Source organism: Bacillus sp. GW821-FHT11D08 (genome assembly GCF_058808515.1).
Genome location: NZ_JBXARS010000002.1, coordinates 205167 through 229891 on the forward strand (window position 1 = coordinate 205167; position 24725 = coordinate 229891).

Sequence of the window (24725 nt, forward strand, 5' to 3'; positions counted from 1 at the left end):
AGCATTTTGTTTTCGTTTTTTCACTGTATTATTGGTATGCTCGGTCTTATATGCCGCATATAATTTGACAAAAGGCAGTGAAAAGCCGGAAGATAATCACAACACAAGTTTTTGGAGAAACAATCGTTTTTTCAATTGGCTTGAAGTAAAGAAAACGAGGGGGATCACCATGACTGAGGAAAATAAAGCAGCACAGCTGCCTGACAGAAGTGAAGTAAAGGCAGAGCATACATGGAGACTAGAGGATATTTTTCCTAGTGATGAGGCCTGGAATAAAGAATTTCAAGCAGTTAAAGAATTAATCCCGAATTTATCTTCTTTTAAAGGCACGCTTGCTCATTCGGCTGATAATTTATACGCGGCGCTTACGGCACAGGATGAAGTGACGAACCGCCTTGGGAAACTTTATGCATACGCGCATATGCGCTCAGACCAGGATACGGGAAATTCTTTCTACCAAGGGCTGAACGACAAAGCCGCAAGCCTGTATTCCCAGGCTGCCAGCGCGACTGCTTACATTGAACCGGAAATTCTGGCGATTCAGGAGGACAAGCTGCACCAGTTTATTCTGGAAAAAGAGGAGCTTAAACTTTACTCCCATGCAATTGAAGAAATTACAAAACAGCGTCCGCACGTGCTGAGCGAACAAGAAGAGGCCCTGCTTGCGGAAGCCTCAGAAGCGCTGTCGTCGCCTTCCAATACATTCAGTGTTTTAAATAACGCCGATATTACGTTTCCGTCAATTAAAGATGAAAACGGCAAGGAAACTCAAATCACACACGGCAACTTTATTAATTTCCTGGAAAGCAGCAATCGTGAAGTCCGCAAAAACGCATTTGAAGCCGTATATAAAACATACGGACAGTATAAAAACACGATGGCGACTACACTCAGCGGCACTGTGAAAAAAGATAATTTTTACGCCCGTGTGAAAAAATATAAATCAGCACGGGAAGCGGCTTTATCCAATAACAGCATCCCTGAAGAAGTTTACGATAACCTTATTAAAACGATCAATAAACATCTTCCGTTATTACACCGTTACATTGACCTGCGGAAAAAGGTTCTCGGCCTTGATGAAGTCCATATTTATGACCTTTACACACCGCTCGTAAAAGATTCGGGAATGAAGGTCACATATGAGGAAGCGAAAGATTATATGCTCAAAGGACTTGCTCCGCTGGGCGAGGAATACGCGTCTATTTTAAAAGAAGGACTTGAAAACCGCTGGGTCGATATATACGAAAATAAAGGAAAACGCAGCGGTGCTTATTCGTCCGGTACATACGGCACGAATCCGTACATCTTGATGAACTGGCATGACAATGTCAATAATCTGTTTACGCTCGTTCACGAGTTCGGCCATTCCGTGCACAGTTACTATACGAGAAAATATCAGCCGTATCCGTACGGTAACTACAGCATTTTTGTCGCTGAAGTTGCTTCAACGACTAATGAAGCGCTGCTCGGTGAATATATGCTGAACAGCTTAAAGGATGAAAAACAGCGTCTGTACCTGCTCAACCATATGCTTGAAGGATTCAGAGGCACAGTGTTCAGACAGACGATGTTCGCTGAATTTGAGCATCTGATTCATACGAAAGCACAGGAAGGCGAGCCGCTAACGCCTGAACTGCTGAACGAACTTTATTATGATCTGAATAAAAAGTATTTCGGTGACAACATGGTGATTGATAAAGAAATCAGTCTGGAATGGTCAAGAATTCCGCATTTCTATTACAATTATTATGTGTATCAATATGCGACAGGCTACAGTGCGGCCCAAGCGCTGAGCAGCCAGATCTTAAAAGAAGGCAAGCCTGCGGTGGAGCGCTATACCGAATTCTTAAAAGCGGGAAGCTCGGAATATCCGATCGACATACTGAAAAAAGCGGGAGTCGATATGACATCGCCTGAACCGATCGAGGCGGCCTGCAAAATGTTTGAAGAGAAACTGAACGAGATGGAAGAGCTTCTTTCGAAAGTGAACCCTTCGTAGTTCAAAAAAGCCTGTGCATAAGATGCGCAGGCTTTTTTTAAAACCCTTTAAACGTTTTTCTGTGATTCAGCCGATACAGGGCAAATAATATGGACAGAAACAGCAGGGGAGATGTAATGTAAATCGGCAGCATGTGCATCATGGCCAGCAGGTTTAAAAAGAAGAAAAACACAATCATTCCGATGATCAATACGGTGCGGAGCATTGATTTCCCTCCTTGTTTATGATTGATATATTCTATGAAAACAAGCAGTCAGTTATGTTTTGTGACAAAAATATGAACATTAATCTTATGGCTTGTCAAAACTCGACAAGATTTGATATGATAAGGATGTGAAATTGATCACAAACAAACATTACCCCTTTGTTTGACCGTGAAAAATTTCTCCCATCCCCTTTGTTGTCGTTAAGACATATGAAACCGCGCTTATCCCGGCGCGGTTTCTTTATTTGCACAAAAAAAAGCCGGCTCCGTAAGGAATCAGCTTTTTTTAATGATCACAACAGGTGACATCCTCCTGGGTGCCGGTCAGAGACTTCCAAAACAGACCGTGCTTTGCTTCCACTCTGGCGACCTTTTTGGCGAATGCCAGTTTTTTCATTTCTTTTTCAACTTCTTCTAGACTCAAATCATAAACGAGTGCGATTTCTTTCGATGCGACAAACCGGAAATATTCAATGAAACATTCCAAAGGCGGCGTTTCAGAAGGCTTCGGTTCATCCCCGAGCATTTCGAATAAGATCTCTTCGTATACGTCATAAGAATAGTTGCCGGGAACCTTCAGCCCTTCATCATCATGCAGGCTGTTAAAGAACGTCAATGTCGGGTTGACGGTGACGTCCATTTCCGCCGCGATTTTCATATCGCACTGAAGCGCTTTTACCGCGCTTTGCGAATGGAGGTCGCGCTTGAATTCTTCAACATCCAATTTCGTCTTTTCGGCAATTTCTAAAAGAACGTCTTCATCCGTAATATTCTGCTTGGAAACAAACAGGCTTTCCTGCATGCTGCGGAGAAACAGAATGCCCGCTTTTCTTCCCTGCAGTTCGGCCGCTTTTAAAGCGAGTGCGGCAAGGTAGGGCGATGAAAGAGGCTGATCCTGCTCAAGCCAAAGGCTTCCGTCACAGGGCATCCCGGAACGGTTCGCAATTTTTTCCCAAGCTTCGGCAAGAAGGTGTTTTTTCCGCTTTTGCTTATTCAGCGATGTAATGCTCGCGGAAACAATGATCCGCAGCGTAAAAAAACGACCGTATTTGATTTTTAATTTTTTTATGGCGGGCTCCAGCGACCAGCATTCAGGACATAAAGGGTCGACAAACATGTAAATTTCGAGCGGTTTTTTTGGATGTCCGTGGCAATGGGCGAAGTATTGCTCATGCTGATAATTCGTCAATATGATCGATCCTCCGCTTCTGACTGGTTTACCATATGCCTGGCCGTCAGTTCCAGACGCCCGTACAGAAATTCACGAATATCGCCCTCCAGCCCGACCTGATCCATCGCTTTGCTCATACAGCTTAGCCACGCATCAGCCCTCTCGTCCGTAATCGGAAAGGGGAGATGCCTTGCCCTGAGCATGGGGTGTCCGTGCTCTTCAGTATAAAGAGGAGGTCCGCCCAAATACTGGGTTAAAAATTGCTTTTGTTTTCTGGCCGTTTCAGTCAAATCACTTGGAAATATCGGCTTCAGCAAGGGATGAGACGAGACACGCTCATAAAAAGTATCAACAAGTTGCGATAGAAGTTCCTCTCCAATCGCTTCATATGGTGCGTTAAACGATTGTCCCATGTTGACTACTCCTTTATATGGCTAATAGGAATCATAATTCCCATTGCGAATTTATCTTTCAGTTTTACTATCTTCAGTTACTGTATATTTTAGCAATAACATTTTATTTCTACAAACAAAGTGCCTTTCTGTCAGGCGCTTGTATTTCATATCATATCACATCGCCTTCATTCATGTGTAAGATTTCACTCCGCAAAAAAACCAGAGGGCGAAGGAAGCCTCTCTGGTTTACGCGTAATACTGTTTGGTTATGTTTTTGACATATTGCTGTGTTTCCTTAAACGGCGGAATGCCTCCGTACCGATCTACGTTGCCGGGGCCTGCGTTGTAGGCGGCTAACGCCAGAGATACATTTCCGTCGTATTTCGTGAGCATCTGCTTTAAGTACTTTGTGCCGCCCTCAGCGTTCTGGACGGGATCAAGCGGGTTTGACACCCCGAGTGATTCTGCCGTGGAAGGCATGAGCTGCATCAGTCCCATTGCCCCCGCACCGCTGACCGCTTTCGGATTAAAGCCTGATTCCTGTTTAATAACCGCGCGGATCAGCTTTTCGTCCACTCCGTATTTTTCAGCTGCTTTCTGAATGGCGCTGTCTATTGAAAAGTTTCCGGTGCTGATATCAGAAGCCGCATCCGGAGACTTGATGCCCGGGGAAGCGGAAGCGGTCTGTGAAGCAGCCGCGGAGCCGGATGAAACGGGAATTCTCGGTGAATATGAAGCGTGAGCGGTCCGCACACCGTTTAAAATTCCCGATTCCGGCTGCTGCCGGACGGCTGTGTCCGTATACTGGCTGAGCAGCGCGCTGAAATTTGCAAGCGGGCTTTCTGAAGATTGTCCGCCTGAAGCCGTGCTTGTATGAGAGATTGATTGCAGCGCCATTGATTGCAGCTGGAGAAGGGCCGCCCAATTCGTTATATTCACTGTGTCATTCCACCTTTTTTTGTTTCTGTTCATAAAAACGCTGGATTTTATTTTTCGTGATTCGCTCTGGGATGCCGAATTGCTTGAGCAATTGTTCAAACGCCCGTTTTCCTTCATCCCAGTCAGCAGCCTCGAATTCCAATTCAAAGTCTTCTTTCTCTAAATATCGGCTGTGATCTAAAATGATTAAGCCTTTTTCTGATTCTTTTTCCGCGCGTGCGGTCGACAGCGTCCCGAAATAGCAAATGTGTTCTGAGTTGATTCCGAGACCTTCCAGCTGACGTTTGACGGGGCCATCCGGAATCTTGAAGACGTCAAGATCAAATGCCGCAAGCTCTTGGTGGGTTTCCAGCAGACCGACCGCGGCAGGCTCTTTTAACGTCAGAACGAACGCGCCGTCTTTTTCTCGGATGCGGAGTGCTGATTTTTTTTGTTTCAGGGAAAAATCTTTCGTGTCGAAATAATGATTGACCTGCTGTTTAAAATCATGTTCTTTCATGCAGAGTGCTTCACTCAGCTTCAGAAATTCTGATTTTGTCAGCAGGTTTTTGAATTCAATTTCTATTTCTTGGGTCATGACAGTCTTCCTTTCAGGACGAAAAATTGTATAATTCCCATTATCTCTTTAGAGGTTACGTTTATCAATATCGATCTTGATATGATAAAATAAATGCTGTACTTTGTTAAAAAAGGAGAACATTATGCAAAAGAGAATTGAAATCCAAAATGCATCATTAACAGAAGACGCGCTCCGCTTGAAGTGCGGAGAGGACTTAAGCGGAGCGGAACGCAAAGCCTCAGGTCAAATGCTTGTTGATTCCGATCACTTTGCTTTTGTATACATACTTGAATCAGCTGACTCTTTTGAATATGTCATTATAAAAGAACATATCTGGCCGGATCTGAAAGAAGCCTTAGACCAAAGAAAACCGGCGGTCCTTGAGGCCGGCGGAAAAACGGTTGAACTTTCAGGGCTGCATGAAGAACTCGATTATCTTCTTGAAAATATTAAAGATAATGCAAACTACGGAGATATGGAAGAAAAAGTGAAAAGCGTATTTCTTTAGAACAGGTTCGGAATTGGGGGATGTACGATGGATGACAAACAATGGGAGCAATTTCTAGCGCCATACCGCCAGGCTGTTGAAGAATTAAAGGTGAAGCTGAAAGGCGTCAGAACCCTTTATGAGTATGAAGATGACCACTCACCGATTGAGTTTGTGACAGGCCGCGTGAAGCCGGTGGCGAGCATACTTGAAAAAGCGAGACGAAAAAGCATACCGCTTCATCAGATTGAAACGATGCAGGATATCGCGGGGCTGCGTATTATGTGCCAATTTGTCGATGATATCCAGATCGTCAAAAATATGCTGTTTGCCAGAAAAGATTTTACCGTTGTCGATAAGCGGGATTACATAGCAGAGCATAAGGAAAGCGGATATCGGTCTTACCACCTTGTCGTTTTATATCCTTTACAAACAACGTCCGGTGAAAAGCACGTTCTTGTGGAAATACAGATTCGGACGCTTGCCATGAACTTTTGGGCAACCATTGAGCATTCACTGAATTACAAATACAGCGGGAACATTCCCGAAAAAGTAAAGCTGAGGCTGCAGCGGGCCTCAGAAGCCGCATCCCGGCTCGATGAAGAAATGTCAGAAATCCGCGGAGAAATCCAGGAAGCCCAAGCCGCGTTCTCGCGAAAGAAAAAAGCGGGAGACCGCCAGTAGGAAAGGAGGGGAATGGCATGAAATTTGCCGTTTCTTCAAAAGGAGACGAGGTTTCAGATACATTGAAAAGCAAAATACAGGCGTATTTACTCGATTTTGATATGACCTTGGATGAAAAAGAGCCGGAAATCGTGATTTCCGTCGGCGGTGACGGAACGCTTCTTTACGCATTTCACAGGTACAGCGACCGTCTCGATAAAACGGCGTTTGTCGGAGTTCACACGGGGCATTTGGGTTTTTATGCCGATTGGGTTCCGCAGGAGATAGAAAAGCTCGTTCTGGCCATCGCCAAAACGCCGTATCATACCGTGGAGTATCCCCTTCTTGAGGTGATTGTCACTTATCATGATGAAGAGCGTGAGGAGCGGTATCTGGCTTTGAACGAATGTACGATCAAAAGCATAGAAGGCAGTCTCGTCGCTGACGTGGAAATTAAAGGCCAGCTGTTTGAAACGTTCAGGGGAGACGGTTTATGTCTGTCCACGCCTTCCGGAAGCACGGCTTATAATAAGGCGTTAGGCGGCGCGATCATCCACCCTTCCATCAGAGCGATTCAGCTTGCGGAAATGGCATCCATCAACAACAGAGTGTTCAGGACTGTCGGCTCGCCGCTTTTGCTTCCCGATCATCATAACTGTGTCATCAAACCGAGAAACGACGTCGACTTTCAAGTCACAATTGATCATTTAACCTTGCTGCATAAGGATGTCAAGTCCATTCTATGCCGTGTGGCAAATGAAAAAGTCAGATTTGCAAGATTCCGTCCTTTTCCGTTTTGGAAAAGGGTGCAGGACTCCTTTATCGGAAAAGGCGAATAGAAAGAGGAAACGGATTGGACAACTTTTTTATCCAAAAGAACATGACTGCCCGGGAAGCCGGCATGACGGTAAAAGAATATACGGCGCAGCTCGGCATTTCAAAGCGGCTTCTCGCTGACATTAAATTCGGCGGGGGAGACCTGCTTGTGAACGGAGAGCATGTAACCGTCCGCGCCGTGTTAGCGGAAGGAGACGTGCTTAAGATTGAATTTCCGAAGGAGCATGTGAGTGAAACGCTTTTGCCTGAGCCGGTTCCTATTGATATTCTTTATGAAGATGACCATGTGCTTGTGGTCAATAAACAGCCGTATGTCTCCTCAATTCCATCAAGAGAACACCCGTCGGAAAGCATCGCTAACGGAGTGATCAGCCACTACCGAAAAAGCGGCGTACAATCAACGGTTCATCTTGTCACCCGCCTTGACAGGGATACATCGGGGGCGATGCTGATCGCCAAACATCGGCTTTCCCATTCTCTTTTGTCGGCAGCGCAGAAAAAGGGGCTTGTCAGCAGGCGGTATCTCGCTGTCGTACACGGGATCATGCTGCAGAAGGAAGGAACGGTGGACGCGCCCATCGGAAGAAAACACGACAGTATTATTGAGCGGATGGTAACGCCGGAGGGACAACGAGCGGTGACGCATTTTCAAACGGAAAAAGCGGGACATGCGTTTACGCTTGCAGCCCTGCGGCTGGAAACGGGGCGGACGCATCAAATCCGGGTGCATATGAGCTACCTCGGCCACCCGTTAGTCGGTGATACACTGTACGGCGGAAAAAATGAGGGAATTGCCCGGCAGGCTCTTCACAGTGAGCGGCTTTCATTCGTACACCCCATGACCGGAAAAACGCTCGTTTTTCACGCTCCGGTGCCTGACGATATGAAAACATTAATTGAACACATGTAAAGCCCGAACCGTTTGCCGGTTTCGGGCTTTTTTTCATGCCTGCCTTCCGTGATCCTCGCGAAATCGTGAGGCATCATAGGGCATTGAGCTTTCCACAGAGACGGTTTCATGCTCCGGAAAGCGAAAGCCTGTCAGTTGATTGCCGAAGACGCATCCTGTATCAATGTTGATTGTACGGTTGACGATCCGTGGGCGTTTTACCGGGGTATGGCCGTAAACAATCCATGCCTTGCCTTCATAAGCGGCGGCCCAGTCTCTTCTGACGGGTCTGCCGTCGGGATGCGTTTCACCCGTGATATCGCCGTACAGAACAAATTCTTTTACCTTACGCGAGTATTTACCGATATCGTCAGCTTTTATGCCGGCGTGGGCGACAACGAGATCGCCATTATGTAAAATGTCATAAAGCGGCGCTGACTCATATAAGCGGATAAATTGTCTGGAGACTTCCGTTCTGTCGGCGGGAGACAGCTCTTTCAGTTCGGCTGCCGTCGTTTCCAGTCCGTGCATCACTTTTACGGGGTTTCCTTTTAAGTAACGGTACAGTTTGTTGCAATGATTTCCCGGGACATAACGGACGGCTCCTTTTTCATATGCTTTTGCCACAAAACGCATCACTTCTACGGATTTTGGGCCTCTGTCCGTTAAATCCCCTGCAAAGACAAGCGTCCTGCCTTCAGAGTGAACGGGCGTTCCGTCTTTCACTTCATATCCGAGCTTTTGCATTAACGCGATCATTTCGTCATAACATCCGTGTATATCGCTGATGATGTCGTAAGCCATTCGTGTCAGCCTCCTTATTAACGGTTTTTTATTTATTATGGGGCTAATTCCTATACCTAATTACGCTGTTTTTGCACAAATTAAAAAAAGAATTGAAGAAATAAAGCCTTATCACTTTTTTTTCGCGTTCAGCCTTGTTAGAATATGCGTTATGTTTTTAAAAAAAAGTAAGGTTTCGCCCGCTTAAAGCGGGCTTTTATAACCCTTGTTTTAAGGAGGTATTTACGAATGGAACACACATCAGTCGCATCTTTAGTCGTCGTTCTGATCGTCGCTTTTTTGACGCCGCTCCTTTTACATCGGTTTAAGCTCAGCATCCCCGTCGTCGTCGCGGAGATCATCATGGGGCTTATTATCGGAAAAAGCGGCCTGAATCTTGTCGTTCAGGGAGACACGTGGCTGGAGACGCTGTCTGTTCTCGGCTTTATCTTTTTAATGTTTTTAAGCGGCTTGGAAATTGATTTTTCTTCATTTGAGAAAGGGAAGAAAAAACAATTCCTTCCGAACGGCAAGGAAGCGCCCAACACGTTTTCTGCCGCACTGATTATCTTTTTCGGCATCTTTATTTTATCATTGCTGCTGTCCTATGCCTTTGTATTAGCCGGTTTTATTCAAAACGCATTTTTAATGACGCTTATTATTTCGACGATATCACTCGGTGTGGTGGTCCCGACTTTAAAGGAAGAACGGATTATGAACTCCAATATCGGCCAGATCATCCTGCTTGTCGCCGTTATCGCGGACTTGGCTACGATGATTCTGCTCGCTTTCTTCTCTTCTCTTTACGGAGAAGACAGCGGAAATATGTGGCTTCTGTTGATTCTCTTTGCCGCGGGGGTCGTGCTGTATTTCTTCGGCAGGATCTTTAAACACCGTTCATTTGTGCAGTCGATGTCTAAAGGCACCGTGCAGATCGGCACGAGAGCCATTTTCACACTGATTATCGTGCTTGTCGCTTTATCGGAATCTCTCGGGGCGGAAAATATTCTCGGCGCGTTTTTGGCAGGCGTTCTGGTATCGCTTCTGTCTCCGAATAAAGAAATGGTGGAACAGCTTGATTCCTTCGGCTACGGGTTTTTAATTCCGATCTTTTTCGTCATGGTCGGGGTGAAATTGGACATTTGGACGCTTTTCCAAGATCCGAAAACATTAACGATGATTCCGCTGCTTCTGCTTGCGCTGTTTATCAGCAAAATGTTCCCGGTGTTTTATTTAAAGAAATGGTATGACAAAAGAACCGTGTTTGCTTCGGGCTTTTTGCTGACGTCCACGCTGTCGCTTGTTATCGCGGCGGCTACGATCGGAGAAAGGCTCCACATTATCAGCGCCAATATGTCCGGCGCGCTGACTTTAGTTGCGGTTATTGCCAGCATCATCACGCCGATCGGCTTTAAGAAATTATACAAACGGCAAAGTGCGCCGCAGGAAAAAAAGCGCATTACATTTATCGGCGCCAACCAGATGACGCTTCCGGTTACGCTGGAATTGCCCGATGAGGAATATGAAGTACGGGTCGTCCATGTGTATCAGGAAAATGCCGGGGAAACGCTTGCGGAATCCGTTTTTTCGGTTGACACGATTTCTGATTACGAGCCCGGAACGCTTGAGTCGCACGGTATTTTCAAAACGGATATTCTTGTCGTGGCGACGGGAAATGAAGATGTGAACGCTGAAATCGCCTTAATAGCGAAAGAGAAAGGGACTGAGCGTATCATCGCAAGCGTCGGCTCGGTTGAGCATGAAACAAAACTGAAAGAAGAGGGCATCAGTATTTTTTCTATCCTTCTGTCTACAAAGACGCTCTTGCGCGCATTAATTGAGGCGCCGGGCGTGATGAGCCTCCTGACGAATGAGGAGTCTTCGTTATATCAGATCAATCTGGAAAACCCGGCGTATAACGGCATCATTCTGCGAGAATTTCCGCTGATGGGCGATGTGATTTTCGTCCGGATTTTCAGAGGTGTGGACAGCATCGTTCCGCACGGAGACACGCGGCTGAAAACAGGAGACCGTCTCATCGTCACGGGCTCGCGCAACTACGTGTCGGAACTGAGAAAAATCCTTGAAGCTTGACCAAATTGCAATTCGTGATAATATAGAAGGCATAACAAATAAATCAATAATCGTATGACCACTAGGGGTGTCCTTCATAAGGGCTGAGATAAAAGTGAGACTTTTAGACCCTCATAACTTGAACAGGTTCAGACCTGCGTAGGGAAGTGGAGCGGTATTTTTTGGGGGTTCCTTTTATCCATTTAAATTCCAAACCACTTTTCCGATGCGGGAAGGTGGTTTTTTTTATTTTATCAGGGGGGAAGACATAATGACATTTTCTGAAGAATGCAGACAGGCGGCTGCCGAATGGTGGGACGGAAGTTTTGTTCATCCGTTTGTAACGGGAATCGGTGACGGAAGCCTGCCGATAGACCGTTTCAGCTATTACGTGCTGCAAGATTCCTACTATTTGACGCATTTTGCAAAAGTTCAGGCGTTCGGCGCCGCATATGCCGAAGACTTGTTTACGACGGGCAGGATGGCGGGCCACGCTCAAGGGACATATGAAGCGGAAATGGCGCTGCACCGCGAGTTTACGGAGCTTTTAGGGATTACGGAAGAAGAGCGTGCGGCATTTAAACCGGCACCGACCGCCTATTCTTATACGTCTCATATGTACAGATCGGTGATGAGCGGCAATTTTGGAGAAATATTAGCTGCGCTTCTGCCCTGTTATTGGCTATATTATGAAGTCGGCGAACACTTAAAGGAGTGCAAACCGGAGCATCCGATTTATGAAAAATGGATCGGTACATACGGCGGAGACTGGTTCAGACAGCAAGTCGAAGAACAGATCAGCCGTTTTGACGAGATTGCTGAAAACAGCACAGAGGACATCCGCGCGAAAATGAAAGAGAATTTTGTGATTTCAAGCTATTATGAATATCAATTTTGGGGAATGGCCTATCAAAAAGAAGGCTGGTCCGAGAAGGGCGGAAAAGAGGTGGAATCTTTTGGAGCTGCACGCGGTAACTGATAATCGCAAATCCGTTGCCGAGCTGGCCGAGGATATTCTTTCGATTCAGCGCGAAGTAAGCTTTATCCATATCCGTGAGCGGGATAAAACAGCGGGAGAAATCATGCAGCTTTTGTCCCTTTTGAAAAAGGGCGGTGCGGATAAGGACAAATTGATCATCAATGACAGGGCGGATATCGCGCTATTTGCCAACATACACCGTGTTCAGCTTCCGTCCCGCAGCTTTTCCGTAAAGCAGGTGCGAAGCAGATTTCCCCATCTTCATATCGGACGTTCGGTTCATTCGCTGAAAGAAGCCATCCAAGCTGAAAAGGAAGATGCGGATTATGTGGTGTTCGGCCATGTATTTGAAACCGAATGTAAACAAGGACTTGAAGCAAGAGGCATCAGCCTGCTTTCAGAGATCAAACGCACGCTTTCCATCCCCGTTATCGCAATCGGCGGAATGACACTGCAGACGATCGGACACACAAAGCAGGCGAAGCCGGACGGAATTGCCGTCATGTCAGGCATTTTCTCAGCTGAAAATCCTGAGGAGGCGGCAAAACGGTATGCACGCGCGGTAAGGGAGGCCGATTATGAAGAAGCACTATGATACGGCGGTGATCGGCGGCGGAATTATCGGGTGCGCCATTTCTTATGAGCTGGCGAAGACGCAGCAAAACGTTGTCTTGTTTGAAGCCGGAGAAGTCGGCCGAAAAACGACAAGCGCTGCCGCGGGAATGCTGGGCGCTCATGCGGAATGTGAAAACCGGGATGCGTTTTTTGATTTTGCCATGCACAGTCAAAGGCTGTATGAAGCGGCGGGGCAAGAGCTTGAGGAAGCTTGCGGCATTGACATCAGGCGCCATAACGGCGGAATGCTTAAACTGGCGTATACCGAAGAAGATATCGCCCGTCTGCGGAAGATGGATGATCTACCTTCCGTCACCTGGCTTTCAGCGGAAGATGCCCTTGAAAAAGAGCCTTACGCTTCAAAAGACATTCTAGGCGCAAGTTTTATAAAAGACGATGTCCATGTCGAACCGTACTATGTTTGCAAAGCGTATGCAAAAGGGGCGCGGCGCTATGGCGCTGACATATATGAGCATACACAAGTCACCTCCGTAAAACGAGTGAACGGAGAATATTGCATCACAACGTCCGGCGGGGATGTCTATGCTGACAAAGTCGCAGTTGCAAGCGGTGTATGGAGCGGCCGGTTTTTCAGCCAGCTCGGCTTGGGACAGCCTTTTTTTCCTGTAAAAGGAGAATGCCTTTCCGTGTGGAATGACGATACCCCGCTGACCAAAACCCTTTACCATGATCATTGTTATGTCGTCCCGAGAAAAAGCGGCCGGCTTGTCATCGGCGCCACGATGAAACAGGGCGACTGGAGCGATACGCCTGACATCGGAGGAATTGAGGCCGTCATTGCAAAAGCGAAAACCATGCTTCCCGCCATCGAACATATGAAAATAGACCGGTTTTGGGCGGGACTCAGGCCGGGAACAAGAGATGGAAAGCCGTTTATCGGGCGGCATCCTGAAGACAGCGGGATCATATTCGCCGCCGGCCATTTTCGGAACGGCATCCTGTTGGCGCCGGCAACTGCTGAAATGGTGCGGGATATGATCCTGGAAAGACAGATTAAACAGGAATGGGAAGAAGCGTTTCGAATTGATCGCAAGGAGGCTGTTCATATATGATCCTTCAGCTGAACGGAAAACAAATTGATTGGAATCAAAATGAGGGGACGGTTCAGGATTTGCTTGAATCGTACCAGCTTGATCAAAGAATCGTAGTTGTGGAGAGAAATAAAGAAATCATTGAAAAAAAGAATTATGAAAAGACGAGTTTGTGTGACCGCGATGTCATAGAAATTGTCCATTTTGTAGGAGGCGGATGAGGATGTTAACAATAGGCGGAAAACAGTTTCAGTCAAGATTGCTGTTAGGAACGGGAAAATATCCGAGTTTTGAGATTCAGAAAGAGGCGGTGGCCGTCTCGGAATCAGATATTTTAACCTTTGCGGTGCGGAGGATGAACATCTTTGAAGAGTCTCAGCCTAACTTTCTCGAACAGCTTGATTTGTCTAAATACACGCTTCTGCCGAATACGGCCGGCGCCGCAACGGCTGAAGAGGCGGTCCGAATCGCAAGGCTTGCCAAAGCTTCAGGGCTTTGTGACATGATAAAAGTAGAAGTCATCGGATGCAGCCGGTCACTTTTGCCTGATCCGGTTGAAACGCTGAAAGCATCAGAACAGCTGCTCGAAGAGGGATTTATCGTGCTTCCGTATACGTCAGATGATGTCGTGCTCGCAAGACGTCTTGAGGAGCTCGGGGTGCATGCCATTATGCCGGGCGCTTCGCCGATCGGTTCCGGTCAGGGAATTTTAAATCCGCTGAATCTTTCCTTTATCATTGAACAGGCGAAGGTGCCGGTCATTGTCGATGCCGGCGTCGGATCTTCAAAAGACGCCGCCTACGCGATGGAGCTCGGGGCAGACGGCGTGCTGTTAAATACCGCTGTGTCAGGCGCTGATGATCCGGTCAAGATGGCCCGGGCGATGAAGCTTGCCGTAGAAGCGGGCCGCCTTTCTTATGAAGCCGGGAGAATTCCGGTGAAAGATTACGGAACTGCAAGCAGTCCGCGAGACGGTCTTCCGGTATGACGGAGAGATATTCCAGACAGGAGCTGTTTCAGCCGATCGGTCCCTCCGGCCAAGAGAAGCTCCGGTCGTCTCATGCCGTGATTATCGGCGCGGGTGCGCTTGGGACGGCAAGTGCGGAGATGCTTGTCAGAGCAGGGGTCGGGAAGATAACGATCGCTGACAGAGATTATGTGGAGTGGAGTAATCTCCAGCGCCAGCAGCTTTATACCGAAGACGATGTCAGACAGGAAATGCCGAAAGCCGCGGCGGCTGAAAAACGGCTTCGATCTATAAATAGTGATGTAGAGGTCGAGGGATTTGTCATGGATGTCACTGCGGAAAACGCACCCGGATTGATTCGTGATGCCTCCCTCATCGTGGATGCCGCCGACAACTTTGAAACGAGGCTGATTGTGAATGATGCGGCTGTACAGAAAGGGATTCCCTTTCTGTACGGCGCCTGTGTCGGCAGCTACGGGCTCTCTTTTACCGTCATTCCCGGTGTCACGCCGTGCCTTCACTGTCTGCTTGAAACATTGCCTTTAGGCGGTATGACATGCGATACGGCGGGAATCATCAGCCCGGCTGTATTGCAGACGGCCGTTTTTCAGGCAGCAGATGCGCTGAAGCTGTTAACGGGCGGATCTATCGAGCATGTTCTCCGTTCCTTTGATTTATGGAAAAATGAACGGTCAGAAATAAACGTCGCCCGTCTTAAGTCGGCTGATTGCCCAAGCTGCGGCACAAACGATTTTCCGTTTTTATCCTATGAAAATCAGACAAAAGCGGCGGTTCTGTGCGGGCGGAACACGGTGCAGATCAGAACGGGGATCTCCGAGCAGGTTGATCTGCAAAAACTTGCGGGACAGCTCAGACGGACAGGGCTTGATGTTTCAGCCAACCCGTATTTAATTTCGTTTTGCACAGACAATTTCAAGATGGTACTGTTTCGTGACGGCAGAGCATTAATACACGGCACAAGTGATATCAGCAGAGCGAAATCCTTTTATCATAAATGGATCGGATAATGCGAAAGGAGAGAAAAACATCATGAGCATATGCAAAGCATTGACGATTGCCGGATCAGATTCAGGAGGCGGCGCCGGTATACAGGCGGATCTCAAAACCTTTCAGGAGCTCGGCGTTTTCGGGATGTCAGCCATTACAGCGGTAACCGCCCAGAACACTTTGGGTGTTCACGGCATTTATCCGCTCACCCGGGAAGCGCTGGGCAGCCAGATTGACGCGGTGGCGGAAGATTTGCGGCCTGACGCTGTAAAAACGGGAATGCTGTGGAGCGCGGAAATGATTGCGGAAATTGCGGAAAAAACGGATCAGTACGGGCTTGATCATGTCATCACCGACCCCGTCATGATTGCCAAAGGAGGTGCTTCCCTGCTGCGTGAGGAATCTCAGGCCGCGTTAAAAGAGCTGTTAATTCCGCGCAGCTATGCGGTGACGCCGAATGTTCCGGAAGCTGAGGTATTGACGGGAATGGAAATCCGCACGTTTGAGGACCGGAAAAAAGCGGCCGAACGCCTTTGCAAGCTTGGTGCAAAGCATGTCATCATAAAAGGCGGACACCAGCCTGAACAGGGGAGGATCGTTGATTTATTATTTGACGGTTCGTCTTTTACCCAAATCAGCCACGCTTATATTGACACCAAACACACCCACGGAACAGGCTGCACGTTCGCAGCCGCGCTGACGGCGGAAACGGCAAAGGGGAAAAACATTCAGACCGCGTTTGAGACAGCCGTCAATTTTGTGCGGGAAGCCGTGGAACATACGCTTGGCATTGGAGAGGGACACGGCCCGACCAATCATTTTGCCTTTAAAAGGAACAGTCTGCAGACGAGATAAAAAAGAGACCGCTTCAACATCCGCGGTCTTTTTCCCATGCTTTCAATCTGGACAAGGTTATGATATGATAAAAATTAAGATCAGGTACTAAAACTATGTCTTTAAGACGATTACAGGAGGCTTTATACATATGAATTTCTCACTTGAAGGCCGCAACATCGTTGTGATGGGCGTTGCCAATAAACGCAGTATCGCATGGGGAATCGCCCGTTCGCTGCATGAAGCCGGAGCGCGCCTCATTTTCACTTACGCGGGAGAGCGCTTGGAAAAATCAGTTCATGACCTTGCGGCTACATTAGAAAGAAATGATTCCATCATCCTTCCGTGTGATGTGACAAATGACGCTGAGATCGAAACTTGCTTTGCGAGCATTAAAGAGCAGGTCGGCGTGATTCACGGCATCGCGCACTGCATCGCGTTCGCAAACAAAGAAGAGCTTGTCGGCGAATATTTAAATACGAACCGCGAAGGATTCCTGCTTGCGCATAACATCAGTTCTTACTCTCTGACAGCGGTCGCAAAAGCGGCGCGTCCGATTATGACTGAAGGCGGAAGCATCGTTACACTCACTTACCTCGGCGGAGAGCGCGTCGTTTCAAACTATAACGTAATGGGTGTGGCAAAAGCGTCTCTTGATGCGAGCGTCAGATATTTAGCCGCTGACTTAGGAAAAGAAAACATCCGCGTCAACAGCATTTCAGCAGGACCGATCCGTACGCTGTCTGCAAAAGGAATCAGTGATTTCAACTCTATCCTGAAAGAAATTGAAGAGCGCGCGCCGCTGCGCCGCACGACAACACCTGAAGAAGTGGGCGACACGGCTGCATTCTTGTTCAGTGACCTGTCAAGAGGCATCACGGGCGAAAATCTTCACGTTGATTCAGGATTCCATATTACCGCACGTTAAATAACAAGCAGTCCCTTTCAGGGATTGCTTTTTTCTTTCTTCTGATTTTAATCATTCCGTCATATAAATAAAACATGACAGAATCGGAGGGATGAAGATGTCAAAACAAAACAGAAACGCGGAAAAAAAACCGCTCATGTATATTGTTCAGGCGGATTATTCAGACACGCAATCATCAATGCAGGACATATTAATCAAAAAAAGGAAAGCGCCTCAGCTGCCGGAAGAAGAGCCGATGCATGGAAAGCGGGAGGAAGAATGTCAAACTCAGCCTGAAGGAGCAGTGGCTGTCGAACCAGAAAAGCAAGTACCTGAACAGCACAGCCGCGCAGAAGAAGCCGTTCAAGAAGTTCCGGCGCAAGCGGAGCAGGACACTGCCAAGCCCGACGCCGCTAAAAAAGAGCCTGAAGCGGTTCACAATGCCGCCCCAGAGGAAAAGGTTCCGCCAAAGCGCGTGAAAAAGCCGATGAGCAGAATGTCCATTCTTGAAAAAATTGATTTCTTAACGAAGCTGCCGCATAATATGCCGCGGACCCTTTGTCTGATAGAAGCCAACGGGAAAACCTACAGAGGCGTAATCGTCGGCAGAAAAAATAATGCGATCTTCCTGCGGACGACAAGCAACGGAGCGCCGGCAGAACTCGCAATAGACGATATTACCTCGCTGCATCCGCTTGGATTTTAACCATACAAAAAGCTGCCTGAATTCTTTCATCCGGCAGCTTATTTTTATGCTTTTTGATTTAAGAATGTGTGCGGTTGATCAGTCTCGGGTTCAGGCAATTGATGGCGCAGAAGCTATGGAGATCGACTTCAACGCAATAGTTCGTTTTTTCTAAACGGAATACATCGCAGAGAGAGTCTTTATCTGTAAAATCAAGAATGTGCTTATGCTCGTCAAAAGCAATAAGCAGGCTTAATGTGGCACAGCCGTCACAGACCCTTTCAACTCTGAAAAAAACGGTATTAAAGCACGGACCGTTATCCAGCTCGCCGACGTTTCCGAATGCGGTGAACGGTTTCGATTTTGAGGTGAAGATGGCGAACGGCACTGTATCGCCTAATGTATAAGCCGGAGATAAAAGTTTAGAATAACAGCCTGTCGGGCAATCTTCTTCAACCGCATTTTGCAGGTCTTCAATATTTTCTACCGCTTCACGCACACAGTATGTTGTATGCTTGCTCATAATATCCCTCCTGACTTCACGTTTTAAATGGTACCGGTTTAAACGATAGCGGAGAGTCAGCCGCCCGGAAGTCCGGGCGGGCTGATGATTGCATCTGTAATAGAAGGTTGGAAGGGGATTCTTCTTTAGGAAAGATGCGAATCAATGACTATCCGTGATGCTTTTTCTCTTTGTGCGGCGCAGGCCGGTTAACAAGCTCGGGTGAAAGGCACTGAATGGCGCTGAAGCAGCTCAGATCAACTTCAATGCAAAATTCTGTTTTTTCTAAACCGAAGAAATCAGGATCACAAGGATGGCAGACGCTGAGGGTGTCGCCGTGCACATCTACGGGGCGCAATACTGAAAGCGTTGCGCAGCAATCGCATAGTCTTTCTACACGAAAGAAAATGGACTCAAAGCACTGGCTGTCATCCGCAAATCCTCCGACGTTCCCGAATGTGGAGAACAATCCGCCTTTTTTATCAAATACGAGAAACGGAATGGTGTCTTTACCTGCAATCGTCGGGCTCAAAAGATTCGTATAGCATCCAGTCGGGCATTGTTCTTCAACAGCCTCTTGTTCTGCTAAAATCTTCTCGACTGCATCGCATACACAACTTTCATCTCGGCCATGGTGTTTTCCGCAGCTCATGGATTTCAGCTCCTTCTTTTAGGGTATTTGACTTTTGTCTTTAACAACATATGTACGCGAGCCTCACTTGGTGTGGGTGAACGTCTATATATTCATCATATGCGGAGAAAATAAGAAAAAGCAGAGCATTTTTAGCTCTGCTTTTTCTTTTTAGAGGACAAGGGTGATGACTAAGACAGCAATCAGTAAATTTGTCGCTGTTGAGATCAATACTGCGATATCGGCATCTACTGTTGTCACGTTTACGCCGCGGGAGTTTTCGATGAGCAGTTTTTGACGGTTGATTTGTTTGTTAGCTGTTAGCTGCAATAAGTCTTGTGCGACCAATTCAGCGATGACTCCGTCAGCGATTGAAGTGAGAGTGGCCGTTACGACTGCTGCATTAATCGCTGTCATGACTGAAGCGACTGCTTGAACGTCTGTTGACGTTACGTTGATATCACAAGAGTCTCTGATAATAATCGCTTCTTCAGAAACTTGTTTGTTGATATTCGCTTGAGCAAGGTCTTGGTCAAGGAAGGCATTATCTTCGCCGAATCCGTTTCCGTTACAGCAAACACTGCATCTTCTGCCTTCTTTTTCTTCTTTTTCTTCTCGCGGATGTTCGCATTCAGGATCAAGTGCAACCCAAGAGTATGGTCTGCTTTCCATATCTATTCCTCCTTTTCTTTTACTAATATTAAATGAGCCGGCCCCTTACTTTGACTCAGGCATCTATCCTGATAAAAATCACTATTTTTTAGTTATTGACCGGGATTTTGGCGTCTTTGCCGGAGCTGTTCGATTAATTGTTCTCTGCGGGTTTGCGGATTGGTCTGCTGATCTTGCGCTTTTTCCTGCTCTTTTTTCTGTTTCTGGCTTTCAAGAAAAGCTTCTGTTTTTGCCTGCATGTCTTTGACTAATGCGATCAGCATTTCTTTTTCTTCATCAGGTATTTCCCGCATTTTATCTTTTGTCACGCCGTGTTTTTTGAAGACATTGCTGACAAGCACCTTTAAAAGCGGATCCACTTCTGGTAGATTTTCGAGTTCTTTTTTTAATTTTTCGTTATCTGCCATTTGTTCTCACCTCTATTTAAATATTTGAAAAGAAAGGTTAAAGGATGTCTAGTTCAGCAAAAAGTATATTTAATAATTGAAACAAAATTTGTACAAAGGCCATAATATCGTCTGCAGTCAGTGTGATTTTAATATTGCGGCTGTTCAGGACTTGAATGACGGTCCTCTTTTTTATTTGGCAATCATCCAGGATCAGCAGTTCGGTTGCTATTTGGTCGGCTGTGTCTTCATCTGCGATCGCGAGCTGTGTCGCAAGGATAATCGCCGTAGTAACTGAGGCTTGTATAGAAAGAGCGGCCGTTATATGTGTTGTATCTATTGTGACATTTTCGCAATCAATCACTTCGATCGTCTGCTCGAATTCGTTGGATAATTGTTCGTATATTTGCGGTTGCAGTGTTTCGACTTTTTCTTCAAACGACATAACCTTCACTCCTTTCTCATTCATACTTTATATAATGCAAATGAAACGCCGAGCGGAATAAGAAAAACAACTAAACCGCACCTATTTTTTTACCGGACAAGGTGCGATTCATGAAGATCAGGGTTTTCGCATATGTATAAAGAGGTCAAGTTTTGAAAAGGAGTGAACAGGTGGTTATCAATTGGCTTTCATTTATTCTGTTATCGTTTGCCGTTTTCCGGCTGGCCAGGCTTTTCGTATTTGACACCATTATGGCGCCGCTTCGGAGCCTTTTTCACGAGGAAAAAACAGAAACCGCACCCGACGGCACGACAGAAACCTACATTGTCATAAAAGGGAAAGGCATCAGGGCATTTATCGGTGAACTTCTCAGCTGCTACTGGTGTACGGGCGTGTGGTGTGCCGCCTTTCTAATTGCGGCGCAGATTGTGATACCCGGGGCCGCACAATGGCTGATTTTGCTGTTAGCCATAGCCGGCGCGGCCGGAATCATTGAAGCTGCGGTTTCCCGTCTTCTGCAGGAATAAGGCGGTTCCACCAGCAACTTACCGTCACTTTCGGCATAAACTGGCATATATGACATAAGGAAAGGAAGGATCACCATGAATCAATCAAGCAAACCTTCCCAACATTCTCCATACAAATCAACTGTGCATCAGCCTTACGAAAAAAAAATTAAGAAAAAAGGCTGCGGCTGCGGCCAAAAGAAAAAACCGAAATAGCCGTTTTCTAAAAAACCGGAGCTTCCGGTTTTTTTGTTTTTTGCCGAACGCCGGCCTCTGTTCGGCATAGATCATAGGAGGAGGGGATGTTATGAATATATTTGAATCATTCATAAACGGTAAATACCGCCGGCACAATCAAAACCAGCGGGAGCATGACAAATATATCTTATCTATTGAAAAGCAGCTGTCTGAGTTTGATGAAGCGGGATCGCGCTTTGAGGAATGGATAGATGTGTTTGCCGCCGAAACAGAAGCAAAACTGAAGAAAAATGAGCATTCTCACTAAAATGAACGAAATCCGCACCGGCCCTATGCATTTATCCAAGCCAAACAAGTCGGCTCACATAGAGTATAGAGAGTAAAGGAGGTGCTTAGATATGGGATTCGGATATGGCGGATTCGGCGGCGGCTACGGCGGTTATGGCGGCTGCGGCGGATACGGCGGCGGCTATGTCGGAGGCGGATACGGCTCAACATTTGTTCTTGTTGTCGTATTGTTCATCCTTCTGATCATTGTCGGTGCATCCTTTTTTGGCTAAACCTTAGCAAGACCTTGGATAAGCGCGGGACCGTTCAGTCCCGTGCTTCCCTGATGTATGAAGGAGTATAGAGACGGGGCACTCGGAATTTTTTCCTTGTCTTACGGGCACATGTTCCGCTCTTTATTCATACAATATCGTATTACTCCACAAAAGGAGGCACACCATGGATAATCAATTTTTCAAAAATATTGAGAAGAAAACAGGCGTCAGCATGAAGGATGTCATGAACCTTGCAGGATCATTGCAAAATGCCAATTTCAAAGATGAAAACACGGTGAGAGGCGTCATTCAGAAGGTGTCCCAGCTGGCTAACAAGCGTGTTCCGAAAGAATTGGAAGATAAAATCGTTCAATCTATTACAAGCGGTAAAGAGAAACTTGATTTTGGCACCATTTCTAAAATGCTGAACAATAAATAGGCGTCAGCCGGCCTTGCTAAAAAGGCCTTTTTATGTGAGAAGAACCCGGCAGTGATCTGCCGGGTTCTTTATATCCTGAGTGCGCTCCGTCTGTCCGTCCGAAGAAGGGGCTCGAGAAATCTTGAGCTGCGCGCTGTTTTTCCCCGCCTGTACGCGGGACAAGATACATATAAATGCTGCATGGCCCTTGTCATTGCGACATACAGAAGCCGTCTTTCTTCTTCGAGCGGAGCGGGATCGCCCTGTCTCGCCGTCTCAAGCGCGAAGTCATGGGGGATAGAGCCGTCAGCCGCGCCTAAAATATAGACCGTATTGAATTCAAGACCTTTAGAGCGGTGAATGGTCAGCAGTTCGACGCCGTTTTCATCGGTTTTCAGATTCTCAGCGGCGCGCATATGATCGACATGCGCAAGAAAATCGGGAATGGTTTTGAATTTTTTGGCGGCCACTTTGACATCCCTGAGATCATCAGAGCCTTTTTCCAGTTTGTTTCCCTCATTGCCCCGTTTTTTTAAATACTCGGAAAAACCCATTTTGCTTTCTGCAAAGGTGATGGCTTCAACCGGCTTCATTGTCCGGATGCTTGCGAAAAACGGAACGATCTGCTTGATCTTCCCTATTTGAAAAGGCTTCAGATCAGGCAGTTTCGTCAGTGCCTTAATCATCGTGCAATCTTCCGTGATTGACAGCGCCTTTAACGTTTGCAGGGCGGATTGCTTTAAAAATAAGGCGGGCAGCAGGTCTTTCACCGCATCCGGATCATCTTCATTCTGACTCGCATATAAGTAGGCGAGGATCTGGCGCACGATTCTGCGGCTGTAGAACGTCTGCACGCCCCTGTCGGCATGGTAAGGAATCGATGATTGGTGCAGTCTTTCATAAATGGCCCGTCCGGCGCTGTTTGTCCGGTAAAGCACGGCAAAATCGTCAGGGCTCGCCCCGTTTTGAATCTTCTCTTTCATATCCGAAACGATCATGGTCGCTTCTTCTTCTTCATCGTAAGGATAAAATATCACGGGATTGTGAACGCCGTCTTTGACGGCAGAAAGTGTTTTTTCATACCGTTTTTTATTTTTCTTTACGACGGCATGAGCGCTTGAGACGATCGGATGCGGCGATCGGTAATTTGCCGTTAAGTAAATGGTCTTTGCTCCCGGATAATCCTTTTGAAAATCAAGAATGAAAGACGGGCTGCTGCCGCGGAACGCATAAATGGATTGGTCGTCATCACCCACGCAGCACAGGTTATTCCCTGGGCTTGCGATCATTTGCATAATGTTGTACTGGACAGGATTGATATCTTGAAATTCATCAATCAAAATATGAGAAAATCTGTTTTGGTACTGCGCGAGAATATCAGGCCGGCTTTGAAACAGTTCATAACAGCCTTGGGCCATGTCATCAAAATCAAATTGCCGTTTTTCCCGCTTCTGCCGTTCGTAATGTTCGTAGAGCCTGTACACTTTTTTCTCCCAGTCGTCCGCAAGCGGAATGGTCTCATGGGGGAGATACGTGTTTTTCCAGCAGCCGATAAGCTGAAGCGCCTGGTCGACGGGAAACTCTTTTTCATCCAAATGTTCTTCATAGAGCGCCTTTTTCACATATTGCTCTTTTTGCCACTCCATTTTTAAAAGCTGGCTGCCGTTCCATTTTGAAGAATCATAGTGATAGAGTATTTTATAGAAAAAGCTGTGGAATGTTCCTGTCACGAGACGGGAGACTTTTCCGGCTGCCAGACCGTACTCATTTGCCATCCGCTCTTTCATTTCGGCGACGGCTTTTGTCGTAAAGGTCACAAGCAGCATATTCTCAGGTGAAATGCCGAGGTGTTCAATCATATGGGCGGCGCGTGCTGTCAGCACCCTTGTTTTTCCGCTTCCCGCTCCGGCAAGCACTAATAAAGGCCCGTCCGTTTCAGTAACTGCCTTCATCTGTTCACGGTTCAGGCCGATGCCGGGGAACAAAGATGTATCAGCCGCCTCGGATGTTGGTGAAAACGGTTCGGTCGCAGGCACTTTTTTCGGGCTTTTCCATTCTGAGACGATCGGTTTCGGATTCTCTGAAATCGCTTTTCCTTTCGGCAGGCGGAACATGCCGGCTTCCTTATACTCTTCTGTTTCTTTCTCCGCTAGTGGTTCCTTGGCCGCGCATGCTTTTTCACAGGCGGTGAAGTCTCCCTTTTGCCGGTGATAAAATGCCGGCTGCTCTAAAATCGAAAGCCGCATCAAGACGGGCTGGTCACAATGTGCGCAAAAAATATTCCCTTTTTGGGCTTCTTCAAAAAGGAATTGGTAATGTTCTCTTGAATATGTATGTAAATGTATCGTTCGGTTATTCAGTCGGGCGCATTTCAAAAA

At 46.9% G+C, this 24725-nt stretch carries 31 protein-coding genes and 1 riboswitch; of the genes, 19 read left to right on the top strand and 12 right to left on the bottom strand.

Annotated elements, in window-relative coordinates; genetic code table 11:
* The first annotated feature begins 169 nt into the window (after window positions 1-169).
* A complete protein-coding gene (gene pepF, locus AC1RRX_RS04610; protein ID WP_007409107.1) occupies window positions 170-1999 on the top strand; it encodes an oligoendopeptidase F in 1830 nt (609 codons plus the stop codon).
* A 37-nt stretch (window positions 2000-2036) separates the two neighbouring features.
* On the opposite strand, the gene AC1RRX_RS04615 is transcribed toward pepF, so the two are convergent.
* From AC1RRX_RS04615 to AC1RRX_RS04635, 5 genes are all read right to left on the bottom strand, one after another.
* Window positions 2037-2204 carry a hypothetical protein gene (locus AC1RRX_RS04615; protein WP_003155026.1) on the bottom strand — a complete coding sequence of 56 codons (168 nt, stop codon included), beginning with the start codon at window positions 2202-2204 and terminating at the stop codon, window positions 2037-2039.
* A 286-nt stretch (window positions 2205-2490) separates the two neighbouring features.
* Window positions 2491-3393 carry a protease adaptor protein SpxH gene (gene spxH, locus AC1RRX_RS04620; RefSeq protein WP_039251990.1) on the bottom strand — a complete coding sequence of 301 codons (903 nt, stop codon included), beginning with the start codon at window positions 3391-3393 and terminating at the stop codon, window positions 2491-2493.
* Window positions 3390-3788, bottom strand: a complete 399-nt coding sequence (locus AC1RRX_RS04625) for a globin domain-containing protein (RefSeq protein ID WP_003155023.1) — start codon at window positions 3786-3788, stop codon at window positions 3390-3392. Before AC1RRX_RS04625 ends, spxH begins: the two co-directional genes overlap by 4 nt.
* A 228-nt stretch (window positions 3789-4016) precedes the next feature.
* The gene (locus AC1RRX_RS04630) at window positions 4017-4709 is read right to left on the bottom strand and encodes a lytic transglycosylase domain-containing protein (protein WP_039251987.1); all 693 of its coding nucleotides are present in this window, start codon (window positions 4707-4709) and stop codon (window positions 4017-4019) included.
* Between the two features lie 4 nt (window positions 4710-4713).
* Entirely contained in the window at window positions 4714-5286 is a 573-nt protein-coding gene (locus AC1RRX_RS04635; RefSeq protein ID WP_007409104.1) for a CYTH domain-containing protein, read from the bottom strand.
* A 124-nt stretch (window positions 5287-5410) separates the two neighbouring features.
* Here AC1RRX_RS04635 and AC1RRX_RS04640 point away from each other — a divergent pair, with 124 nt between their 5' ends.
* The 4 genes from AC1RRX_RS04640 to AC1RRX_RS04655 are packed head-to-tail and all read left to right on the top strand — an operon-like array spanning window position 5411 to window position 8165.
* Window positions 5411-5776: a UPF0738 family protein gene (locus tag AC1RRX_RS04640; protein WP_003155020.1), complete on the top strand. Its 366-nt coding sequence runs from the start codon at window positions 5411-5413 to the stop codon at window positions 5774-5776.
* A gap of 27 nt (window positions 5777-5803) precedes the next feature.
* On the top strand, window positions 5804-6439 hold the full coding sequence (gene yjbM, locus AC1RRX_RS04645) for a GTP diphosphokinase (RefSeq protein WP_003155019.1): 636 nt from the start codon (window positions 5804-5806) through the stop codon (window positions 6437-6439).
* A 17-nt stretch (window positions 6440-6456) separates the two neighbouring features.
* Entirely contained in the window at window positions 6457-7257 is an 801-nt protein-coding gene (locus tag AC1RRX_RS04650; RefSeq protein WP_003155018.1) for an NAD kinase, read from the top strand.
* A 14-nt stretch (window positions 7258-7271) separates the two neighbouring features.
* Window positions 7272-8165 carry an RluA family pseudouridine synthase gene (locus AC1RRX_RS04655; protein ID WP_094032346.1) on the top strand — a complete coding sequence of 298 codons (894 nt, stop codon included), beginning with the start codon at window positions 7272-7274 and terminating at the stop codon, window positions 8163-8165.
* Window positions 8166-8198: 33 nt separating this feature from the next.
* On the opposite strand, the gene prpE is transcribed toward AC1RRX_RS04655, so the two are convergent.
* Window positions 8199-8948, bottom strand: a complete 750-nt coding sequence (gene prpE, locus AC1RRX_RS04660) for a bis(5'-nucleosyl)-tetraphosphatase PrpE (protein ID WP_064115911.1) — start codon at window positions 8946-8948, stop codon at window positions 8199-8201.
* A gap of 228 nt (window positions 8949-9176) precedes the next feature.
* Here prpE and AC1RRX_RS04665 point away from each other — a divergent pair, with 228 nt between their 5' ends.
* From AC1RRX_RS04665 to AC1RRX_RS04710, 10 genes are all read left to right on the top strand, one after another.
* Window positions 9177-11021: a monovalent cation:proton antiporter family protein gene (locus AC1RRX_RS04665; RefSeq protein WP_025284561.1), complete on the top strand. Its 1845-nt coding sequence runs from the start codon at window positions 9177-9179 to the stop codon at window positions 11019-11021.
* Between the two features lie 53 nt (window positions 11022-11074).
* Window positions 11075-11183: riboswitch (TPP riboswitch) on the top strand.
* 88 nt (window positions 11184-11271) lie between these two features.
* Window positions 11272-11979, top strand: coding sequence for a thiaminase II (gene tenA / locus AC1RRX_RS04670; RefSeq protein WP_015417218.1), 708 nt, complete (start codon window positions 11272-11274; stop codon window positions 11977-11979).
* Complete coding sequence (gene tenI, locus AC1RRX_RS04675) at window positions 11957-12574, top strand: thiazole tautomerase TenI (protein WP_122503865.1); 618 nt, start codon at window positions 11957-11959, stop codon at window positions 12572-12574. Before tenA ends, tenI begins: the two co-directional genes overlap by 23 nt.
* Entirely contained in the window at window positions 12558-13667 is a 1110-nt protein-coding gene (thiO, locus tag AC1RRX_RS04680; RefSeq protein ID WP_061862072.1) for a glycine oxidase ThiO, read from the top strand. Before tenI ends, thiO begins: the two co-directional genes overlap by 17 nt.
* The gene (gene thiS / locus AC1RRX_RS04685; protein ID WP_039251972.1) at window positions 13664-13867 is read left to right on the top strand and encodes a sulfur carrier protein ThiS; all 204 of its coding nucleotides are present in this window, start codon (window positions 13664-13666) and stop codon (window positions 13865-13867) included. Before thiO ends, thiS begins: the two co-directional genes overlap by 4 nt.
* Entirely contained in the window at window positions 13864-14634 is a 771-nt protein-coding gene (thiG, locus tag AC1RRX_RS04690) for a thiazole synthase (RefSeq protein ID WP_007610655.1), read from the top strand. The genes thiS and thiG overlap by 4 nt, the downstream gene beginning before the upstream one ends.
* Window positions 14631-15641, top strand: a complete 1011-nt coding sequence (gene thiF / locus AC1RRX_RS04695; protein WP_039251967.1) for a thiazole biosynthesis adenylyltransferase ThiF — start codon at window positions 14631-14633, stop codon at window positions 15639-15641. Before thiG ends, thiF begins: the two co-directional genes overlap by 4 nt.
* A gap of 22 nt (window positions 15642-15663) precedes the next feature.
* Complete coding sequence (gene thiD / locus AC1RRX_RS04700) at window positions 15664-16476, top strand: bifunctional hydroxymethylpyrimidine kinase/phosphomethylpyrimidine kinase (RefSeq protein ID WP_015417222.1); 813 nt, start codon at window positions 15664-15666, stop codon at window positions 16474-16476.
* A gap of 130 nt (window positions 16477-16606) precedes the next feature.
* Window positions 16607-17383: an enoyl-ACP reductase FabI gene (gene fabI, locus AC1RRX_RS04705; protein WP_003155001.1), complete on the top strand. Its 777-nt coding sequence runs from the start codon at window positions 16607-16609 to the stop codon at window positions 17381-17383.
* Window positions 17384-17480: 97 nt separating this feature from the next.
* Entirely contained in the window at window positions 17481-18068 is a 588-nt protein-coding gene (locus tag AC1RRX_RS04710) for a CotO family spore coat protein (RefSeq protein WP_094032349.1), read from the top strand.
* Between the two features lie 58 nt (window positions 18069-18126).
* On the opposite strand, the gene cotZ is transcribed toward AC1RRX_RS04710, so the two are convergent.
* The 5 genes from cotZ to AC1RRX_RS04735 form a co-directional block, all read right to left on the bottom strand.
* Window positions 18127-18570, bottom strand: coding sequence for a spore coat protein CotZ (gene cotZ / locus AC1RRX_RS04715; RefSeq protein ID WP_015417224.1), 444 nt, complete (start codon window positions 18568-18570; stop codon window positions 18127-18129).
* 148 nt (window positions 18571-18718) lie between these two features.
* Complete coding sequence (cotY, locus tag AC1RRX_RS04720) at window positions 18719-19201, bottom strand: spore coat protein CotY (protein ID WP_007409090.1); 483 nt, start codon at window positions 19199-19201, stop codon at window positions 18719-18721.
* A gap of 150 nt (window positions 19202-19351) precedes the next feature.
* Complete coding sequence (locus tag AC1RRX_RS04725) at window positions 19352-19852, bottom strand: spore coat protein (RefSeq protein ID WP_017417463.1); 501 nt, start codon at window positions 19850-19852, stop codon at window positions 19352-19354.
* Window positions 19853-19944: 92 nt separating this feature from the next.
* Window positions 19945-20259: a hypothetical protein gene (locus AC1RRX_RS04730; protein WP_015239584.1), complete on the bottom strand. Its 315-nt coding sequence runs from the start codon at window positions 20257-20259 to the stop codon at window positions 19945-19947.
* Between the two features lie 37 nt (window positions 20260-20296).
* A complete protein-coding gene (locus tag AC1RRX_RS04735; RefSeq protein ID WP_003154992.1) occupies window positions 20297-20683 on the bottom strand; it encodes a spore coat protein in 387 nt (128 codons plus the stop codon).
* A 170-nt stretch (window positions 20684-20853) separates the two neighbouring features.
* Between AC1RRX_RS04735 and AC1RRX_RS04740 the strand changes: the two genes are divergently transcribed.
* The 4 genes from AC1RRX_RS04740 to spoVIF all read left to right on the top strand — a co-directional run bounded on the left by AC1RRX_RS04740 (window position 20854) and on the right by spoVIF (window position 22368).
* On the top strand, window positions 20854-21210 hold the full coding sequence (locus tag AC1RRX_RS04740; protein ID WP_047936403.1) for a DUF1360 domain-containing protein: 357 nt from the start codon (window positions 20854-20856) through the stop codon (window positions 21208-21210).
* 286 nt (window positions 21211-21496) lie between these two features.
* Entirely contained in the window at window positions 21497-21694 is a 198-nt protein-coding gene (locus AC1RRX_RS04745) for a hypothetical protein (RefSeq protein ID WP_012117306.1), read from the top strand.
* Window positions 21695-21785: 91 nt separating this feature from the next.
* On the top strand, window positions 21786-21947 hold the full coding sequence (locus AC1RRX_RS04750) for a YjcZ family sporulation protein (protein WP_007610678.1): 162 nt from the start codon (window positions 21786-21788) through the stop codon (window positions 21945-21947).
* Between the two features lie 166 nt (window positions 21948-22113).
* Window positions 22114-22368, top strand: a complete 255-nt coding sequence (spoVIF, locus tag AC1RRX_RS04755; protein WP_003154986.1) for a sporulation-specific transcription regulator SpoVIF — start codon at window positions 22114-22116, stop codon at window positions 22366-22368.
* A gap of 68 nt (window positions 22369-22436) precedes the next feature.
* Here the strand turns inward: spoVIF and AC1RRX_RS04760 are convergent, their stop codons facing one another.
* On the bottom strand, window positions 22437-24722 hold the full coding sequence (locus AC1RRX_RS04760; RefSeq protein WP_094032351.1) for an ATP-dependent helicase: 2286 nt from the start codon (window positions 24720-24722) through the stop codon (window positions 22437-22439).
* Between the last annotated feature and the right edge of the window lie 3 nt (window positions 24723-24725).

What these genes read in the sequence shown, in the direction of transcription:
- pepF (WP_007409107.1), top strand. Translation starts at nt 170, where the DNA reads ATGACTGAGGAAAATAAAGCAGCACAGCTGCCTGACAGAAGTGAAGTA.
- AC1RRX_RS04615 (WP_003155026.1), bottom strand. Translation starts at nt 2,204, where the DNA reads ATGCTCCGCACCGTATTGATCATCGGAATGATTGTGTTTTTCTTCTTT.
- AC1RRX_RS04625 (WP_003155023.1), bottom strand. Translation starts at nt 3,788, where the DNA reads ATGGGACAATCGTTTAACGCACCATATGAAGCGATTGGAGAGGAACTT.
- AC1RRX_RS04635 (WP_007409104.1), bottom strand. Translation starts at nt 5,286, where the DNA reads ATGACCCAAGAAATAGAAATTGAATTCAAAAACCTGCTGACAAAATCA.
- AC1RRX_RS04640 (WP_003155020.1), top strand. Translation starts at nt 5,411, where the DNA reads ATGCAAAAGAGAATTGAAATCCAAAATGCATCATTAACAGAAGACGCG.
- yjbM (WP_003155019.1), top strand. Translation starts at nt 5,804, where the DNA reads ATGGATGACAAACAATGGGAGCAATTTCTAGCGCCATACCGCCAGGCT.
- AC1RRX_RS04650 (WP_003155018.1), top strand. Translation starts at nt 6,457, where the DNA reads ATGAAATTTGCCGTTTCTTCAAAAGGAGACGAGGTTTCAGATACATTG.
- prpE (WP_064115911.1), bottom strand. Translation starts at nt 8,948, where the DNA reads ATGGCTTACGACATCATCAGCGATATACACGGATGTTATGACGAAATG.
- AC1RRX_RS04665 (WP_025284561.1), top strand. Translation starts at nt 9,177, where the DNA reads ATGGAACACACATCAGTCGCATCTTTAGTCGTCGTTCTGATCGTCGCT.
- tenA (WP_015417218.1), top strand. Translation starts at nt 11,272, where the DNA reads ATGACATTTTCTGAAGAATGCAGACAGGCGGCTGCCGAATGGTGGGAC.
- thiO (WP_061862072.1), top strand. Translation starts at nt 12,558, where the DNA reads ATGAAGAAGCACTATGATACGGCGGTGATCGGCGGCGGAATTATCGGG.
- thiS (WP_039251972.1), top strand. Translation starts at nt 13,664, where the DNA reads ATGATCCTTCAGCTGAACGGAAAACAAATTGATTGGAATCAAAATGAG.
- thiG (WP_007610655.1), top strand. Translation starts at nt 13,864, where the DNA reads ATGAGGATGTTAACAATAGGCGGAAAACAGTTTCAGTCAAGATTGCTG.
- thiF (WP_039251967.1), top strand. Translation starts at nt 14,631, where the DNA reads ATGACGGAGAGATATTCCAGACAGGAGCTGTTTCAGCCGATCGGTCCC.
- thiD (WP_015417222.1), top strand. Translation starts at nt 15,664, where the DNA reads ATGAGCATATGCAAAGCATTGACGATTGCCGGATCAGATTCAGGAGGC.
- fabI (WP_003155001.1), top strand. Translation starts at nt 16,607, where the DNA reads ATGAATTTCTCACTTGAAGGCCGCAACATCGTTGTGATGGGCGTTGCC.
- AC1RRX_RS04710 (WP_094032349.1), top strand. Translation starts at nt 17,481, where the DNA reads ATGTCAAAACAAAACAGAAACGCGGAAAAAAAACCGCTCATGTATATT.
- cotZ (WP_015417224.1), bottom strand. Translation starts at nt 18,570, where the DNA reads ATGAGCAAGCATACAACATACTGTGTGCGTGAAGCGGTAGAAAATATT.
- cotY (WP_007409090.1), bottom strand. Translation starts at nt 19,201, where the DNA reads ATGAGCTGCGGAAAACACCATGGCCGAGATGAAAGTTGTGTATGCGAT.
- AC1RRX_RS04725 (WP_017417463.1), bottom strand. Translation starts at nt 19,852, where the DNA reads ATGGAAAGCAGACCATACTCTTGGGTTGCACTTGATCCTGAATGCGAA.
- AC1RRX_RS04730 (WP_015239584.1), bottom strand. Translation starts at nt 20,259, where the DNA reads ATGGCAGATAACGAAAAATTAAAAAAAGAACTCGAAAATCTACCAGAA.
- AC1RRX_RS04735 (WP_003154992.1), bottom strand. Translation starts at nt 20,683, where the DNA reads ATGTCGTTTGAAGAAAAAGTCGAAACACTGCAACCGCAAATATACGAA.
- AC1RRX_RS04745 (WP_012117306.1), top strand. Translation starts at nt 21,497, where the DNA reads ATGAATATATTTGAATCATTCATAAACGGTAAATACCGCCGGCACAAT.
- AC1RRX_RS04750 (WP_007610678.1), top strand. Translation starts at nt 21,786, where the DNA reads ATGGGATTCGGATATGGCGGATTCGGCGGCGGCTACGGCGGTTATGGC.
- spoVIF (WP_003154986.1), top strand. Translation starts at nt 22,114, where the DNA reads ATGGATAATCAATTTTTCAAAAATATTGAGAAGAAAACAGGCGTCAGC.